This window comes from Nocardia donostiensis, assembly GCF_002081715.1.
Lineage (GTDB): Bacteria > Actinomycetota > Actinomycetes > Mycobacteriales > Mycobacteriaceae > Nocardia > Nocardia donostiensis.
This window is the reverse complement of record NZ_MUKP01000042.1, coordinates 1-15,621: the sequence shown is the minus strand read 5'-3', so window position 1 is coordinate 15,621 and position 15,621 is coordinate 1. Positions and strand designations below refer to the sequence as shown.

The 15,621-nt window shown below is 68.2% G+C and carries 12 protein-coding genes and 2 pseudogenes; 7 read left to right on the top strand and 7 right to left on the bottom strand.

Features of this window, described 5'->3' with window-relative positions; all coding sequences use genetic code 11:
* The first annotated feature begins 88 nt into the window (after positions 1-88).
* The 3 genes from B0T44_RS21445 to B0T44_RS21440 all read left to right on the top strand — a co-directional run bounded on the left by B0T44_RS21445 (position 89) and on the right by B0T44_RS21440 (position 2,327).
* A complete protein-coding gene (locus B0T44_RS21445; protein WP_077114163.1) occupies positions 89-1,495 on the top strand; it encodes a M1 family metallopeptidase in 1,407 nt (468 codons plus the stop codon).
* A gap of 56 nt (positions 1,496-1,551) precedes the next feature.
* Positions 1,552-1,686 (top strand): hypothetical protein, encoded by a 135-nt coding sequence (locus tag B0T44_RS28240; RefSeq protein ID WP_254893704.1) that lies wholly within the window; start codon positions 1,552-1,554, stop codon positions 1,684-1,686.
* A gap of 104 nt (positions 1,687-1,790) precedes the next feature.
* Complete coding sequence (locus B0T44_RS21440) at positions 1,791-2,327, top strand: LppU/SCO3897 family protein (protein WP_081512485.1); 537 nt, start codon at positions 1,791-1,793, stop codon at positions 2,325-2,327.
* Between the two features lie 13 nt (positions 2,328-2,340).
* Here the strand turns inward: B0T44_RS21440 and B0T44_RS21435 are convergent, their stop codons facing one another.
* Positions 2,341-4,617, bottom strand: coding sequence for a helicase-associated domain-containing protein (locus B0T44_RS21435; RefSeq protein ID WP_077114167.1), 2,277 nt, complete (start codon positions 4,615-4,617; stop codon positions 2,341-2,343).
* Positions 4,618-4,693: 76 nt separating this feature from the next.
* Here B0T44_RS21435 and B0T44_RS21430 point away from each other — a divergent pair, with 76 nt between their 5' ends.
* The gene (locus B0T44_RS21430; RefSeq protein WP_077114169.1) at positions 4,694-4,882 is read left to right on the top strand and encodes a hypothetical protein; all 189 of its coding nucleotides are present in this window, start codon (positions 4,694-4,696) and stop codon (positions 4,880-4,882) included.
* Positions 4,883-5,071: 189 nt separating this feature from the next.
* Here the strand turns inward: B0T44_RS21430 and B0T44_RS21425 are convergent, their stop codons facing one another.
* Positions 5,072-5,692, bottom strand: a complete 621-nt coding sequence (locus B0T44_RS21425) for a resuscitation-promoting factor Rpf1 domain-containing protein (RefSeq protein WP_077114171.1) — start codon at positions 5,690-5,692, stop codon at positions 5,072-5,074.
* 382 nt (positions 5,693-6,074) lie between these two features.
* Positions 6,075-6,368, bottom strand: coding sequence for a hypothetical protein (locus tag B0T44_RS28235; RefSeq protein WP_245839020.1), 294 nt, complete (start codon positions 6,366-6,368; stop codon positions 6,075-6,077).
* A 212-nt stretch (positions 6,369-6,580) separates the two neighbouring features.
* On the opposite strand from B0T44_RS28235, the gene B0T44_RS21415 reads away from it, so the two are divergent.
* Entirely contained in the window at positions 6,581-7,000 is a 420-nt protein-coding gene (locus B0T44_RS21415) for a cold-shock protein (RefSeq protein WP_175647911.1), read from the top strand.
* A 42-nt stretch (positions 7,001-7,042) separates the two neighbouring features.
* Here the strand turns inward: B0T44_RS21415 and B0T44_RS21410 are convergent, their stop codons facing one another.
* The 3 genes and pseudogenes from B0T44_RS21410 to B0T44_RS21400 form a co-directional block, all read right to left on the bottom strand.
* Positions 7,043-7,546, bottom strand: coding sequence for a DUF2771 domain-containing protein (locus B0T44_RS21410; RefSeq protein WP_077114175.1), 504 nt, complete (start codon positions 7,544-7,546; stop codon positions 7,043-7,045).
* Positions 7,543-9,234, bottom strand: a pseudogene (locus B0T44_RS21405) (MFS transporter); the annotation flags it as partial. The pseudogene B0T44_RS21405 and the gene B0T44_RS21410, both read right to left, overlap by 4 nt.
* A gap of 670 nt (positions 9,235-9,904) precedes the next feature.
* On the bottom strand, positions 9,905-10,687 hold the full coding sequence (locus B0T44_RS21400) for a glutaminyl-peptide cyclotransferase (protein ID WP_077114177.1): 783 nt from the start codon (positions 10,685-10,687) through the stop codon (positions 9,905-9,907).
* A 17-nt stretch (positions 10,688-10,704) separates the two neighbouring features.
* Between B0T44_RS21400 and B0T44_RS21395 the strand changes: the two genes are divergently transcribed.
* Together B0T44_RS21395 and B0T44_RS21390 are read left to right on the top strand one after the other, a co-directional pair.
* Positions 10,705-12,582 carry a DUF3027 domain-containing protein gene (locus tag B0T44_RS21395; protein WP_245839018.1) on the top strand — a complete coding sequence of 626 codons (1,878 nt, stop codon included), beginning with the start codon at positions 10,705-10,707 and terminating at the stop codon, positions 12,580-12,582.
* Between the two features lie 23 nt (positions 12,583-12,605).
* Positions 12,606-15,404 carry a sacsin N-terminal ATP-binding-like domain-containing protein gene (locus B0T44_RS21390; RefSeq protein WP_077114179.1) on the top strand — a complete coding sequence of 933 codons (2,799 nt, stop codon included), beginning with the start codon at positions 12,606-12,608 and terminating at the stop codon, positions 15,402-15,404.
* Positions 15,405-15,413: 9 nt separating this feature from the next.
* On the opposite strand, the pseudogene B0T44_RS21385 reads toward B0T44_RS21390, so the two are convergent.
* A pseudogene (locus tag B0T44_RS21385) lies at positions 15,414-15,621 on the bottom strand (TetR/AcrR family transcriptional regulator); the annotation flags it as partial.

Below are 15,621 nucleotides of genomic sequence, written 5' to 3'. Positions count from 1 at the left end.
GCCGTTACCGGGTCGGGCTGCCGGATGCGGCTACGATCGGCGAGGCCGGTGCGCCCGGCACCCAAACCCGTTGGCGGAAGGTGGATGAATGAGGTTGCCCGGCTGGCTGTTCGTCGGGACAGCGGCGGTACTGCTGGCCGGATCGCCCGGAGTGGCCGGAGCGCAACCCGTGGCCGACCCCCTCGCCGGATCGCCGGGACTGGGTGACCCCTACTACCCGCTGGACGGCAACGGCGGCTACGACGTCAGCCACTACGAAGTCGATATCGACTACGACCCAGCCGCCCATCAGCTGACCGGGTCGACCCGGATCGACGCCACCGCAACCCAGGCGCTGACCTCATTCAACCTCGATTTCGCCGGTCCGCAAGTGACGTCGGTGTCGGTGAACAATCTGCCCGCCACTTTCGAACGCCACGGCGAACACGAACTCACCATCCGCCCGGCGCTGCCGCTGCTGCCCTGGCTGCCGTTCACCGTGACCGTCGACTACGCGGGCGTCGCCGAGAACACCAAGGGCGCAGGCTGGACCTACGCACCGAGCGGCGGGGCTTTCGCCGCAGGCGAACCGCATTCGGCCGCCACCTGGTACCCGCTCAACGACACACCCCGCGACAAGGCCACCTTCACCCTGCACACCACCGTGCCCGCCGAATGGGAGGTGGTGTCCAACGGTGTGCGCACCCGCGACGATGTGCGCGCAGGCGCCCGCACCGTCACCTGGACCTCGCGTAAACCGGTGATCGGCTACCTGACCACCATCGCCATCGACCGGTTCACCTATCTGGAGCAGCACCGCGCCGACGGCACCCCGCTGCTGAGCGCGTTCGCTCCCGGCGTCGAACGCCACCGCGAACTGGAGCGCAGGCTGCCGGAAATCCTCGATTTCACCGAAAGCCTGTACGGGCCCTACCCGTTCGAAACCTCCGGTGGTATCTACATCGACACCGAACTACCGTTCTCGCTGGAAACCCAGACACGCCCCATCTATGCACCCTGGACCGAGCTGCAGACTGTGGTGCACGAAATCGCGCACCAGTGGTGGGGAGACTCGGTGTCGGTGTACAGCTGGGCCGATATCTGCCTCAACGAATGTTTCGCCAGCTATACCGCCGACTATCTGTGGCCGGAACGGATGGAAGGCGCCGACGTCGATGCGCAGTACCGGGAGACCATCCGCAAGTGGCGAGACGAACCGCGTTTCTGGGAGATTCCGCTGGAAAACCCGGGCGCAGGGCAAGAATTCACCTCGGTGTACTATCGCGGCCCGCTGTTTTTGCACGCGTTGCGCAAACAGCTCGGCGACGACGTGTTCTTCGCCGCGCTGCGCGAATTCGTCACCGCGAACGCCTACGGCAACGCATCGATGCCGCAGCTGCGCACCTTCATCCAATCCAAGACCACCGAAGACCTGACCGGATTCTTCGACGCCTGGCTGAACCGGACGACCCCACCGCCCGACCAGTACCTCTACCCGGGGGACCTGCGCAGCTGACCTGCGCGGTCATGACCGCGTAACGTTCGGGCGAGCGCCGCCGACAGAGTCCTCGTGTGGGAACGACTGTTCCCTCGATGGACGATATGTGGAAGGCAATCCCTATGGACTACTCCGGTTTTCAGCTGCTCGGCCGTCTCGTTCCCAGCATCATCGCGCTGTCGCTGCTGGGAATGTTCTCGCTGTTCTGACCACACCCGGACCCGGTAGTGACCAGATGCGACGGCTGCGGCCGTCTGGGTATCCTCACCGGGTTCACGGGTTCGTGGACATATTCGGTGAGAGAGGTTTTCAGGTGAAATTCCCCGGAATGCGATTGCTCGCGCGTATCGTGCTCGCCATCGTGGCGGCAGTCGCACTCGCGGTCGCGGTGATCGGCTGTTCGGCCGTGGAGGATGCGGGCAGCGATGCCGCCAAGTCCGACATCGGTGACTGCATCAACGTCATCGAGAACTCGGTATCGGAGTCGATGGTCGACTCCAAGACCGAACCGGTCGACTGCTCCTCGGAAAAGGCCGTCTACCAGGTAGTCGAAACCCATCAGAGCAAAACCGAATGCGCCCAGGGTCAGACTCCCTACGAGGAAACCATGAACGGAGGCACCACCGCCTTCCTGTGCTTGGCACCCAATTTCACCGAGGGTAGCTGCTACGCCGAGGGCGAATCCGCGCGCTACAGCCATATCGACTGCGCTGCACCCGAAGCCAGTTTCCGGGTGATTCAGCGGATCGACGGCGAGGTCGACGAACTGCAGTGCGGCACCGATGCCGTCCGGTTCATCACCGTCAGCGAACCGAAAACCACCTTCTGCCTGGGCGCAGCCGAGGTGTGATCGGCGCAGGGGATCAGTCCAGCAGGGCGACCGACGCGATCCGGTGCAGTGTGAAATGCCGGATCGCGCCCGTTACCGGGTCCGTCGCATCCAGTTGGCCGTTACCGACGCGCACCGGCTCGACCACCCGCTGGGTCGCCACACCCTGCGCATCCACGTAGCCGATATGCACCTGGCGCCCCGCTTTGGCTGCCAACTGTAGTAATGCCAGCGTGGCGGCGGTGCTGGTCCGGGTGCCGTCGGCGCGCACCGAGCGCCCGGCCCGCGCACCGGCTGCGCGATCACCGGCCCGCAATTCGGCCACCAACTGCTGGAGCTGTTCGGTGCTCGGCGGAATCGGCCGGTACGGTTGCCTGGCCAGCGGCCGCGCTGCGATCCGCGCGCCGCGCCGTCGCAGATCCACGATCGTCCCCGCCGCGTCCTCACCTGCCGGCGCGAATCCGGCCGCACGCAGTCGCTCCAGCAGGTCCCCCAGCGGCGCCTGCGATACCGCGACCGTCGGCGCGATACCCCGCAGCGCCACCTCATGGGCTACCGGGGCCGCGAGCACCTGCGCCAGCAACGCCGGATCGTCGCTGCGGACGAAGGATTGCGCCATCCCGGCACGCAACCGGCCGTGCCTGCGCGCCACATCATCGATCAGATACGTCAGGGCCTGCGGGACCGGCGTGCGGGAATGGCGTTCGAACAGGGTGTGCAGTTCGGCGGCGGTCAGACCCGCATCCAGGGCCCGCCGTACCGAAGCCTCCCCGATCCGGTACACCGTCGCCGCACCCGCCGATTCCACATCGGCCACCAGCGCGATCCGGTTCTGCAGTTCGGCGGTGAGCGGGCCGGGCGCGACCACGGTCAGATCCGCCTGCACCAGCACATGATCCACCGGGTCGGGCAGCGCGGCATCCATCTCGGTTTCCGCGTCGGCGGTCGCATCGTGCAGCAGCACCCTGCCCGGTGAGCTGATCGCGCCACGGCCGAGCAGCCCGAGCGCGTTGGCCTCGGCCAACGTATGCCCCACCACGTCAGACCGGTACTGCCTGCGCCGCCGCGGCATCCGCCACACCAGCAGCTGGGCGATATCGGATGCCTCCAGCGCCGCCCCGGCCGGATATTCGGCGAGGACGCCGAGAATCGCCCGCCGGTCCCGCGCCGCATACGGGACGCGCAGTTCGTGCGCCAGCGCGGGGAGTGGTTTGTCGTTGGCGTCGCGCATCCCGATCATCCAGGGGCAGCGTTCCAATTCCAGCCACGCCTGCGCGAGTACCACCCAGCGGTGCGCGGGCGAACCGTCCAGCCAGGCATCGGCTGCAGGCGTCGGAGCCCAGAAATCATCGGTCGAATCGAAGTCCGGCGGCGGGTCCGGCATGCCCTTGTCCACCAGTTTGGCCGCGGCCAGCAGTTCGATCAGCAGTCCGGCGCGTGGTTCGTCGACTCCGGTCGACTTCGCGATCCGGCGCAGTTCGCGGACGCCCAGACCGCCCGCGCGCAAGGCAGGTGCGGGCGCGGCGCTCATGACTTCGAGGATGCCTGCGCAGTGACGCAGCAGTTCGCCGACCTCACCGGCTGCGGCGGCGTCGACATCGGCGGTGCTCCGTTCGACCGATGCGGGCTGCGGCGGGGTCAGCGTGTGTGGGTCGGTGACCGGTTCGCCGCGCAGGATCTGGCCGACCAGCACCGGCAGCTCCACCGTCTCGTCATCGATCCAGCGCAACAGCCTGCGCGCGAGCAGAACCTGGATCGGCCGGTCGGCCGGGGTGCCCGGCGCGGCATCCCGGGTGCGTCCCCGTGGACCGGTAGCGGCCAGTTTCTCCAGCAGCGCGTGTTCGGTGGGGGCGAGGTCGGGCAGTGCGGCGCGCACCTCGGGTTCGGTGAGGGCGTCCGGTAGTTCGGTGCTGCTGCCCAACGGCCAGGGCAGCGCTTCGGCGACCGCGGGGACCAGGCGTAGCCGGTTGTCGTCGAACCAGACCAGGGCGCGCCCGGTCAAACGTTCCAGCGCGGCATCGACGGCGGCGGCCTTCACCCTGTCGCGCAGCTTCTTCTTCAGCTCCTGGCGAGTCAGCGGCTCCGCGCCCGCCGCACTGTGCATGGCCAGGGTTTCCACGATGCCGAACTCCAAGGTGTTCAGATCGTCTGCGGCGCGCAGCACCGAGGCACGCTGTTCGGCCCGGCCGGCGAGCACCGTCATCGAAGACGGCAGCGGCACCGCCAGATCCGGCCTGTGTTCGAGCAGCGCCACCAGCTGGGCATCGGTGCGCGCACCGAGCCAGGCGGCCAAAGAGTCGGTCCCGGTCATCCGGTCCAGCCTACGACGACAGTGATGTTGCCCGTCGGCTCGCCGCTGGGCCCGGCTGACATGCCAGAATGAGGCCGTGGTGAACAAATCGAAGAAACCCTACGTCGACAACGGCTGGCCCGAGGTGCCCGACGGTGAGTCCGCGGTCACCGAGCTGTCGTCGTCTCGCTCCGGTAACCTCTCGCCGTACGGTGAGGACACCGAATTCCCGGTCGCTGCCGAGCAGCTGCCGTACCTCCACCCGGTCACGGTTATCAACCGCTGAGGGGCGGTCCTGCGCCTTCGCTCCGGCGTCCGCCATTGTGTGTACCTTTGCGGGTCGTGTGCTTTCGTCTTCGCTCTGGCTGTGTTTGGTTGGTGCGGGGCTATGCGCAGGTCGTGCCACTAAGGTGAATACGAGAGAGAGCCCCGCATCGTGCGGATGCGGGGCTCTCTCTCGTATAGTCGGGGGTGCTCAGGAGGGCAGCAGGCCCTTGTTGGCTTCGTAGAAGTTGACAACGGCTGGGTCCAGCTTGGTGCCGTTGTCCTTTGCGGCGTTGAACACGTCCAGCGCTTGCTGCGGGATGTAGATGCCTTGGGCCTGGACGGCGGCGAGGGCGCGGTCGACCGCTTCGAAGACCTCGCGGCTCTGATCGGCGGACTGGTCCTGGGGGGCGGCGGGAGCCTGCCAGGCGGGTGTGTCGGCGGGCACGTCACGCGGGGTGGACGCGCTGGACAGGCCGAGCTTGGCGGAGCAGGACGGCCACGCGCCCCAACCCTGTGAGGCGAGCACCTTTTCGGCGACCGCGATCTGCTGTTCCCGGCTGGCCTGGTTCGCGGTCGGCGCGTATTCGCTACCGCCGTGCGACTGCCAGGTGCTCTGCGAGAACTGCAAGCCGCCGTGGTAGCCGTTGCCGGTGTTGATCCCCCAGTTGCCACCGGCTTCACACTGCGCGAGGCGATCCCAGTCGGAGTCGGGGGCCGCGCTGGCGTTACCGGCGAGGGCCACACCTGCCGTGCCCATCATGGCGCCGGTGACGGCGACCTTGGCTACGGTGCGACCGGTAGTGGTTGGCTTGCGATGGCGTCCACTCATTCGGGTTCGTCTTCCTCTCGTACGCACCTGCGAGCTGATCTGTTCGGGTTCGGACTGAGAGGGTGTCCGTCCCGCCCTCGCCCCTGGTTCCTTTTGGGGGTTCCGGTACCCGCGGGGCGAGGCTCGGTGCGGCGGGCCGGTGGTGCCGGTTGTCCCGGCTGGCTAAGACGGTACGACGAACGCCGCGAAAAATCACTATTTGGTAACCGGTACGTCTGGCAGGATCTCGAGGTGGTCTCGCAGCCGCTGAAATCGCCTCTGTGCAGCTAGAAGACGTGCGCGCAGGGAAGACACCCTCGGATCACACCCCGTTATCAGACCGTTATGTGATAAGGATCACAGTGCGGATTGGGTAACGGATCGCGCGGGTAACCGGTTTGCGTCACTTGACTCGGCGGCCGGACAACAGCGCGAAAATCAGCGCCATAACGAAGCCGAGCGGGCTGAGCATCGCCAGCAGATACAGCCACAGCCCTGGCTTGCCGTCGGTCAGCACCGGCGTGAGGAAGATCGCGATAACCGCCAGCAGCCCCACGCCGAAAAGGCCGAGGGCCAGAAACAGGAGCCAGTTGCCCGGCCCCCTGGCCGCAGAACGCTCGGGCTGAGTGGGCTGCTCGGACCGCTCCGGCTGGGGTTCGGAGGATCCGGAAGGCGGCAGGTCGGGAGGGTTCGTCACTGCTCGACGGTAAAACTGATGTGCCCGCCGCGTGGGCACCGGGGTAGACTCTTGATCAAGCGCGTCCTGCATGCCTGTGGGGCGCGTTCTTTTCGAATGTTCGAACAGTGGTGACACCTGCCCGCGGCCCGACCCGGGGCAGGAGCTTTGCAAGACGGAAAGGCCCGGGCCGGCACGCGGTTTCGGGTTCGAATGACGAACGGGTGAGCGCAGTGCCGACCGGCAGGGTGAAGTGGTACGACGTGGAAAAGGGCTTCGGGTTCCTTTCCCAGGACGAGGGTGAGGACGTCTACGTCCGCTCGTCCGCACTGCCACAGGGCATCGAAACCCTGAAACCGGGGCAGCGCGTCGAATTCGGTATGGCGGCAGGCCGCCGCGGTCCACAGGCGCTGAGCCTCAAACTGATCGAGGCCCCGCCATCGGTCCGGCAGAACCAGGAGCGCGGCGCCCGCAAGGCACCGGTCGAACGCAAACACACCCCCGACGAGCTGCACGGCATGGTCGAGGACATGATCACGCTGCTGGAGGCCAAGGTGCAGCCGGATCTGCGCAAGGGTAGGTACCCCGATCGCAAGACCGCCCAGCGTATCTCGGAGGTCGTCCGGGCCGTCGCACGCGAACTCGACCGCTGATTCCCGGCGCGCGCCCACTGCGGGGCGCGCACCTGGGCATCATCACGCCGTCTTGATCGACCAGACGGCGTGCGGCACATAGAACTCACGCCCGGTTTCGTCCCGCGCCAGAATCGGCAACTGGATCTCCACACCGACCAGTCGCAGGTCCGGTTCCGGCTGGGAATCGATGGTGATCGCGCGCGCCCCGTCGAACTCGGCGTGCCCGCTCATCTCGGCGACCTCCTCGCCGGAGGGCAGCTCGTAGACCTGCTGGATCAGCCACGGCGCCCCGGAAATCTGCGTCGGCAACGACAGCTGCAGCGGATAGCCTGCGGGAACGTCGAGGGAGACGGTTTCGCCGTAGCGGCAATCCTCCATCCGTACCGTGCAATACATGAAGGGCGGCACTGTGACGGTGGTGCCGTGCGCGTACGCGGTGATTTCCGGGTCACGGGAATCGGCGTTGCGCACCAGCACCCACAGCACACCGGTGAAGGCGGCGCCGAGTACCAGCAGACCGACCGTGAGCAGTGCGACGATGGTGCGGGTGTTGAGTGTGCTCACCGGATCGGATCTCCTTGTGGAATATCGGGCAGCGTCGGGGGAACCTGTTGTTCCGCGTGCTGCGGACGGTTGCCGCCCAGGCCGGGCAGCAGCGAGTGGCCGCGATGGCTCAGCACAGTCTGGACCAGGCCGATCGCGAGCAGCGCGGTGACCACCGCGAAACCCTTCCAATAGTCGGTAGGCAGCAGCACTCCGGCCGCGCCGCCGACCACCCAGCTGAGTTGCAGCACCGTCTCCGAACGGCCGAAACCCGACGCGATCGACTCGGGCGGCAGATCGTCCTGGATCGAGGCGTCCAGCGATACCTTCGCCAAGGCGCTCGCCGCCGCGGCGACAAGGGCGGCCACCGCCGCGCCGAGCAGATTGTCGGCGAATACGGCGAACAGCGCGACGACCGTGCAGGCGACCGTGCAGTTGAGCACGATCAGCGCCGGCCTGCCCAATTTCAGCCGGGCCCCGGTGGCATTGCCTGCGAAATTGCCGACCGCGGCTGCCGCGCCAACCAGCCCGAGCATGGCCGCCTGCTGCACCGGCCGATGCTCGGTGGCTTTGGCGACGAACGCCACATAGAAGGTGAGGAACCCGGTCAACACCCGGATCGCACTGTTACCCCACAACCCGGTGACCACCGCCCGGCCCAGTGGCTGCCTGCGTTTACGCGGCGGGACCGCGGTGGGCAGCACCTCGGTTTTTCCGTGATAGCCCAGCGTCGCCGGAACCTCGCCCTCGGTGATCTCCACCCAGCTGGGGATACGCCAGCTCAGATAGGTGCCGCCGACCGCGATCACCACCGCCAGGCACAGCGCGCCCACCGAATCGAACAGCGCCGCCGCACCACCGGCCACCGCGCCTGCACCAATGGTGCCGCCGACCAGTCCGAACACCGTCAAACGGGAATTGGTTCGCACCAGGTCGATACCCGGCGGCAGCACGCGCGGCGTCACCGCACTCTTGAGTACCGCGAACGATTTACTGAGCACCATCATGCACAGCGCCAGCGGGTACAGCGCCCAGCTGTCGAAATCGATGATCAGCACCACGATAAGCACTGCGCGCACCGCGAACGAACTCGCCAGCGCCAGCCTGCGCCCGCGCTGCAACCGGTCGAGCAGCGGTCCGATGAGCGGCGCGATCACCGCGAACGGGGCGATGGTGATGAGCAGATACAGCGCGACCTTGGTTTTGCTCTCGGCGGTCGCGCTGGCGAAGAACAAGGTATTGGCCAGCGCGACCGCGATAGCGGCGTCCAGCGCGAAATTCGCCATCGTCGCGTAGGTCAGCGCCGTGAGCCCCGATTTATCGGCCCCGTCGGCCTTGGCCGCCCGCTGGAAAGTCGCGAAACCCTTCTCCGTGAGTTGGCGGCCGCGCAGGGCCGCAACCCGGGTGACCGTGAGCTTGCGGGGTATCCGCGGGGCGCCCGGGATATGCGCATCGGCGTCGCCGACGGGTGCGGAATCGCCGGGATCTGCCTCCTCGGCTCCCGGCGGTACCGGACCACCGGGGCCGGAAGCCCGCGTCGGGTCGGCGAAAATCCGGGTGGGTTGCCTGCCGGAGCCGCCGCCGCCGTGATCTGCCCTGCTGCTACCGCGCCCAGCGGCACCGTCACTCGGTGCACGTCCGTCGTGGGACGTGAAGGATTCGCTGCGCGATGCGTCGCGGAGCGGGTTGCCCGGAGTAGCGCTGGACCGGCGCCGCGCCGCTTCGGGCCCATCGGTTTCGGCTCGACCGCCGAAAAGACGGGCGAAGCGCCCGGGTCGTTCGCTGCCTTCGGCGGCAGCGGAGGTGTCGGGGGCCGAGAACCCCGAGCGGTCCCATCCTGCTTCGGGGTCCGGCCGATTGCGGGTGGGGTCATGCCCGTCGCCCGGCAGCGGCCGAGTACTGCGGGTATTGCCGGCGGGCGGGGGCGTCTGGCGAAGGGCCCGCTGCGGTTGGGGGTTCTGCTCCGGCTGGTCACCGGCCGTGGTTCGACCGAGAGGGAAGCGTCGGGTGCGTTGCCCGCGATCAGCGGGGGAGGTGTCCCCGGGGCGCAGCCGGTCGTCGGGTGCGTGGTTCGCCCGGTCCGGGGCCTGCGGAACATCACGGGGGTCGCTGCCGGGGAAAGGCCGGGTCGGTGGGGGCGTGGTGGGACCAGGTTCGGAGGTCGGAGGGCGGCGGTGGGGCACGTTCGGTGGGGGGTAGCGGTCGAAACCAGGGTGACGTTGTGCCGGTGGATACTCTTCGCCGTCCCACCGACCGCGATCAGGACCGGAGGGCTCGCGGGGAGTAGTCACGACCTCAATTCTGGCGCATATCGGCCGTGTGAGCTCATGGCCCTGCCTGGCGTACTGCGGAAAGTGACGCGTCTCGCCCTGCCCGTGTTCAGGCCGGAACGAAATGCACCTCGAAGGTGGTGGGCCAGTATTTGCCGGTGATCAGGAAGCGATCGGTGCCGGGGATCTGGGCGATTCCGTTGAGGACGTCTGTGCGTGACCGGTCGGCGGGTGGAAGCAGGCCGGAGGCGTCGATCACCGCGAGGACCTCGCCGGTGTCGGGGTCGATCCGCAGGATGTCGTCGGTGGGCCAGGTGTTGGCGTAGACGGTGCCGTCGTCGGCGCAGTCCAGTTCGTTCAGGCGAGCCCCGGTGTGGCTGGTCAGAGGTACCGAGCGGGTGCGGGCGAACGAAGAGGGATCGCGGAAGGTGAGAGTGGCGGAGCCGTCGCTCATGACCAGACTGTCACCGCGGGTACACAGGCCCCAGCCCTCGCCGGGGTAGTTCACCTGCGAGCGTTCGGCGAGGGTGTCCGGGTCGCGGGCGAAAGCGACACCGTCGGTCCAGGTCAGCTGCCAGAGGGTGTCGCCGGTGCGGGTGATGCCCTCACCGAAGTAGCGCTGCGGCAGTCGTGCGCTCGCCAGTTCGGTGCCGGTGGCCAGATCGTAGGCGCGCACACCCGACTCGCCGTTTTTCCCGGTGCTCTCGTACAGCACGTCACCGTGGATTTCCAGCCCCTGGGTGAAGGCCCGCGGATCGTGCGGGCGGGTGCCGAGTACCTGCACGGTCATCCGGGGCACGTCGTCACCGGTCGGTTGCGGCCGACCGCAGGCGACCGGTACGAGCAGGCAGACCAGGGCAGCGACCACCCACGCACGCCGTTTGCGTTTCATACGGCAAAATGTAGGCCGTGAGCGCAGTTTCTGTTTCGGACTCCAGCGTGCGACCGATCCTGGCCGGCGCCGTCGATTTGGCCCGCCGTGCGCTCCTGGAACTGGAACCGTCCGCGGTGGGCGCGCATCTGGGTGTGCACGCCGAGGACGAGTGTGCGGCCACGCACCGGTTCGAGGCCACCCTGCCCGGCTATCGCGGCTGGCAGTGGGCGGTGGTGGTGGCCGCCGCGCCGGACGCCGAGTACGCGACGGTCAGCGAATCCGCGCTGCTACCCGGTCCCGACGCGCTGATCGCACCGGAGTTCGTGCCATGGGAGCAGCGCATCCGCCCCGGTGATCTGGCTCCAGGCGATCTGCTCGCCCCGCCCGCCGACGACCCGCGGCTGGTTCCCGGTTACACCGCCACCGGCGATCCCGAAGTCGACGACCTGGCCAACGAGGTGGGGCTCGGCCGCTCCCGGGTGCTGAGCCAGGAGGGCCGTCTGGAGGCCGCCGAACGCTGGTACGGCGAATACGGCCCCGACACCGACATGGCCAAGGCAGCCCCCGCCAACTGCGGCACCTGCGGTTTCTACCTCCCGCTGGCGGGCGCACTGCACGCCGCGTTCGGGGTTTGCGCCAATGTCATGGGCGCCGACGGGCACGTGGTGCACACCGAATACGGTTGCGGCGCCCACTCCGATACCCCTGCCCCCGCAGGCTCCGGATCCCCCTTGTACGAGGCCTACGACGATGCCGCCGTCGACCTCATCCCCACCGACACCCTGCGCGAGGGTGCTACGACCACCGAGGATCCGAAGCAGAGCGAAACCGAAGAGCCCTCCCGGTCTGACGGTCCCGCGGCAACAGATACGCCCAAATCTGCCGAGCAGCCCCAGCCCGGCCCACAGACAGCAGACGCACCCGACACCACCGACGAACAGCCTGCCGGACCCGCCGCGCCGGAGTCTGCGGCTCATGACACCACACCCACAGCCCCTACAGGGTCGGCGCCGCAAGCCGGTGTTGTGCCCGGCGCTGTGGGTGCGGACTCGTCGATGGGTGGGGCTGCGGACGCAAGCAGCATGGATGATGCGGGCGCGGTCGGTGGAGTACCTACCGAGGTCACGGGCTCGGCACCGCAGGCTGGTGCTGCGTCCGGGATGGTGAGTGCAGATACGACGACGGACCCGATTGCGGATGCAGACAATGTGAACTCTGCTGCGGGCGGCTCGATTAGTGGAGAATCTGCGGAGATCACGGGCTCGGCGCCGCAAGCCGGTGTGGACACGGGTGCCGGTGCATTGGCTGCGGCTGGTCCCGCTGACCATGCCGAAGACGCGGGCGCCTCGGGCGCGATCACCGGTTCCGCACCCCAGGCAGGGGGTGCTTCGGATTCCGCGGACGTGGACGCAGCCGCCGCTGGTGCCTCGGTGACGTCCGGTGCTGCCGCTGTTGGTCGGGAAGGTTCCGATGCAGTCTCGGCCGATACCACGTCGGGTGCCGAAAGTGCTACCGCGATCGGCGGAGGTTCGCAGCGCGCGGGCGACCCGAAGAGTGCGGATGGCGAGACCGGAAGCGGTGGACTCGATATTTCTGGCCAGTCGGTGACTTCGGACGTCGCTGGTGATGCTGCTCAGGGTTCGGCCGGCTCGTACCCTCAGCTGTCGCCGCCCGATGAGGCAGACGCGACGGACACCCCGGAGATTGCATCGACGGTCGGCGCGGATGGCGAAGCCGATCAGGAGACCGTTGAACCGGGGAACGAGATCGCCGCCGAAACCGCGGGCACGGCAACCCGCGATCACGCGGCCGAAGTTATCGAACCGGCGAACGAGGCCGAAGCCGGTGCGGCACCTGATAATGGTGACCGGTTCGGTGGCCGCTCGGCGCCCGGATCATCGGAGTCGGACTGAGCGCTGAGGCGAGCCCGATAACGGTGGGCGACGACCCGTTCGATACCACGACACTGCGCGCGGGAGTGCTCACCGCGTGGCGGGAATCGCCGACCCGGTTGCGGGAGGACGCGGCGACCGAATCCGACCTGGTGGCAGCCGGGTATCGGGATCGGCTGCTGACCGAGCTGGCGCAGAACGCCGCCGATGCAGCCGCTAAAACGGGGGTAGCCGGGAAGTTGGCGGTCCGGCTCGACGGGCGGGCGCTGTTCGTCGCCAATACCGGTGCGCCGCTGGACACTTCCGGAGTGCACGCGCTGACGGCGCTGCGGGCGTCCGGGAAAACCGATACTGCGGCGGTCGGCCGGTTCGGGGTGGGTTTCACCGCGGTGCGTACCGTCAGCGACGATATCGAGCTGCGCTCCACCACCGGCTCACTGCGTTTCTCGCTGGAATCGACCAGGCAGGCATTGCAGCAGCGGGCGATCCACCTTCCCAGCGGGCTGACGCCGCCCGTGCTGCGGCTGGTGTGGCCGCTGGAGACGGCCCCGAGCGCGGGCTACGACACCGAGGTCGTGCTGCGGCTGCGTGACGAGGTCGACGCCGCGGGCCTGCTCGCCGCGCTGCGCCGCGAAGCGCTGGATCTGCTCGTGGAACTGCCCGCCCTGCACAGCATCCGGATCGGTGACGACGAATGGTCCGCCACCACCGTCCAACTGGAGGGCCGCGAGTTCACCGAGCTCCGCATCACCGGACCGGGAACCGAACTGTCCTGGTGGCAGTACTGTACTGCGAGCGCGCGCTGGTTACTGCCGGTCCGGGGCGGCGAACCGGTGTCTGCCGCGCCGGATGTCCTGCGCGCGCCAACCCGCTCGGATGAGGAGCTGTCGCTGCCCGCGCTGCTGGTTGCGGATATCCCGATGCAACCGGATCGCCGGAGACTGCTCCCCGGGGCACATCTGGCTCGGTTGGCGGATGGATACGCGGATTTCGCTCGGGCGCTGCCGCCCGCGGCTCGGCTCGTTCTCGTTCCCGCGCCGGGTTTCGCGCGCTCGGAGGCGGATGGGGTGTTGCGGGAAGCGCTGGTGCGTGAACTGCGGGAACAATCGTGGCTGCCGGTCCTGGCCGTCCGGCCCGACGACGAGCTGGGGAATGCGGACTCCGAATCGGCCGTGCGCGAAGAACGCGTAAATACTGCCGCTCCGGCGCGGGCGAGCGTATTCGGTGACCTCACCGCGGAATTGGCCGGACTACTGGGGTCGATGGTCGCACCGTTGGTGATTCCGGAGCTCTCCGGTAACCGGTACCGCGAGGCGTTGGTGACGCTGGACGTGCACCGGCTTGGGTTGGCGCGGCTGGCGGAGCTGTCGGGTGGCCTGGACCGCGAACCCGGCTGGTGGCGGTCGCTGTACTCCGCGCTGGAGCCGTTCGTGCACGATCCGCTGGCGGTCGAGGAGCTGGGAGCGCTCGCGGTACCGCTGACCGATGGCCGCCTGGTGACCGGCCCGCGGACGGTGGTGCTCGACGACCAGCTGAGTGCCCCTGTGCCAGTGCACTGGGCACGGCTGGTGCATCCGGACGCCGCGCATCCGCTGCTCCTCAGGTTGGGGGCGCGGCAGGCCACCATCACCGATCTGCTGTCGGATCCGGGTCTGCGCGACGAGCTGACCGAACAGCCTGGCGACCCGGATACGGTCGATGCGGTGTTGCGGCTGGCCGCCCAGGCCGATGCCGCGACGCTGCCAGACTGGCTCAGCCTGCTGGAACTGCCCGATTCCGAGGGCGAGTTGCTGCCCGCCGACGAACTGCTGTTACCGGGCGCGCCGATCCGGGAGCTGTTGATCCCGGATTCGCCGTTCGGCACCGTCGCAACGGCTGTGGTCGACACCTACGGCGCCGATGCATTGCGCGCGATCGGTGTCGGGTGGGATTTCGGGATCGTCAGCGAAACCGATCCCACGGGCCCGGATCATCATCTCGACGCCGAGGACGAATGGTGGGCGGGGCTGGCGGAGGATCCGCCGGAGCTGGTCGCGGTCCGTGATCTGGACCTGGTGGACGACAACGCCTGGCCGCAGACGCTGCGCCGTTTGCTGACCGGCGCGCGCACCCGGCCGCTGCTGGCCGATCCCGAAGGCTACACCGCCTGGTGGTTGCGCCGCTACGCCCGCATCGACGGAACCGCACTGGGGCTTTTCCGCCATCCCGCCGACACCGAATTCGCCGGTCTGCTACCGGAACTCGATATCCCCGGCCTCACCCCCGCTGATCTAGACGCCTTGCGCGCTACGCTAGCCGACCCGAACACGGTCACCGCCGAACTGGCTGCCGCGCTGCTGGAAGCTTTGGCCGACCCTGCGAGAACTCCCACACCGGAGGTCGCCTCGCGCGTGCATGCGCGGCTGGCCGCCGCGCTCGACCACCTCGACCTGACCGATCTGGATCCCCCGGATCAGGTGCGCGCCCTGTCCGGCGCGGTGATCGACCCTCGCGATGCGCTGGTGCTCGACCAGCCGTGGTTCGGACTGGCCCTCCCGCCGGATCTGCTGGTGGTCGGCGATATGGCGACCGCCCCCGCGCTGGCGACACTGCTCGACCTGCCGCTCGTATCGGAAACGGTGTCAGCGCATGTGGTGAGCCGGGGCCGCGCCACCACCTGGTCAGCTGACCCGCTGGGGGTGGTGTTGCGCAGTGCGGGCGCGCCGCCGCACGACGACGGCGAGCTAGTGGTGCACGACGAGCTGCGGGTGCGGCTGGACGGCCCGGTGCTGCGCACGGTTTCGGTTCCGTGGTGGCGCGACGGGGAGGTCACGCATATCCAAGGTCCCCGCGCGCAGCACTGAGCAGAACGGTTATTCCGTATGTCCTGCAAGCATATCGGCGAGCAGATCCAACTGGACGCGCACGCTTTCGCTGTCGTTGTCCACCAGCCAGCGCAGCACGATTCCGTCGATCACATTGAGGGTGAATCGCGACAGGGTCTGCACCGGAACGGTCCACTGACTGCCGGTGGCGTCGCGGGCGTGGTCGAGGATATCGGCGACGGTGGTGTCGTTGAAC

Coding starts and splice junctions, on each gene's coding strand:
- B0T44_RS21445 (WP_077114163.1), top strand. CDS start 89: ATGAGGTTGCCCGGCTGGCTGTTCGTCGGGACAGCGGCGGTACTGCTG.
- B0T44_RS21425 (WP_077114171.1), bottom strand. CDS start 5,692: ATGAGTGGACGCCATCGCAAGCCAACCACTACCGGTCGCACCGTAGCC.
- B0T44_RS21435 (WP_077114167.1), bottom strand. CDS start 4,617: ATGACCGGGACCGACTCTTTGGCCGCCTGGCTCGGTGCGCGCACCGAT.
- B0T44_RS21400 (WP_077114177.1), bottom strand. CDS start 10,687: ATGAAACGCAAACGGCGTGCGTGGGTGGTCGCTGCCCTGGTCTGCCTG.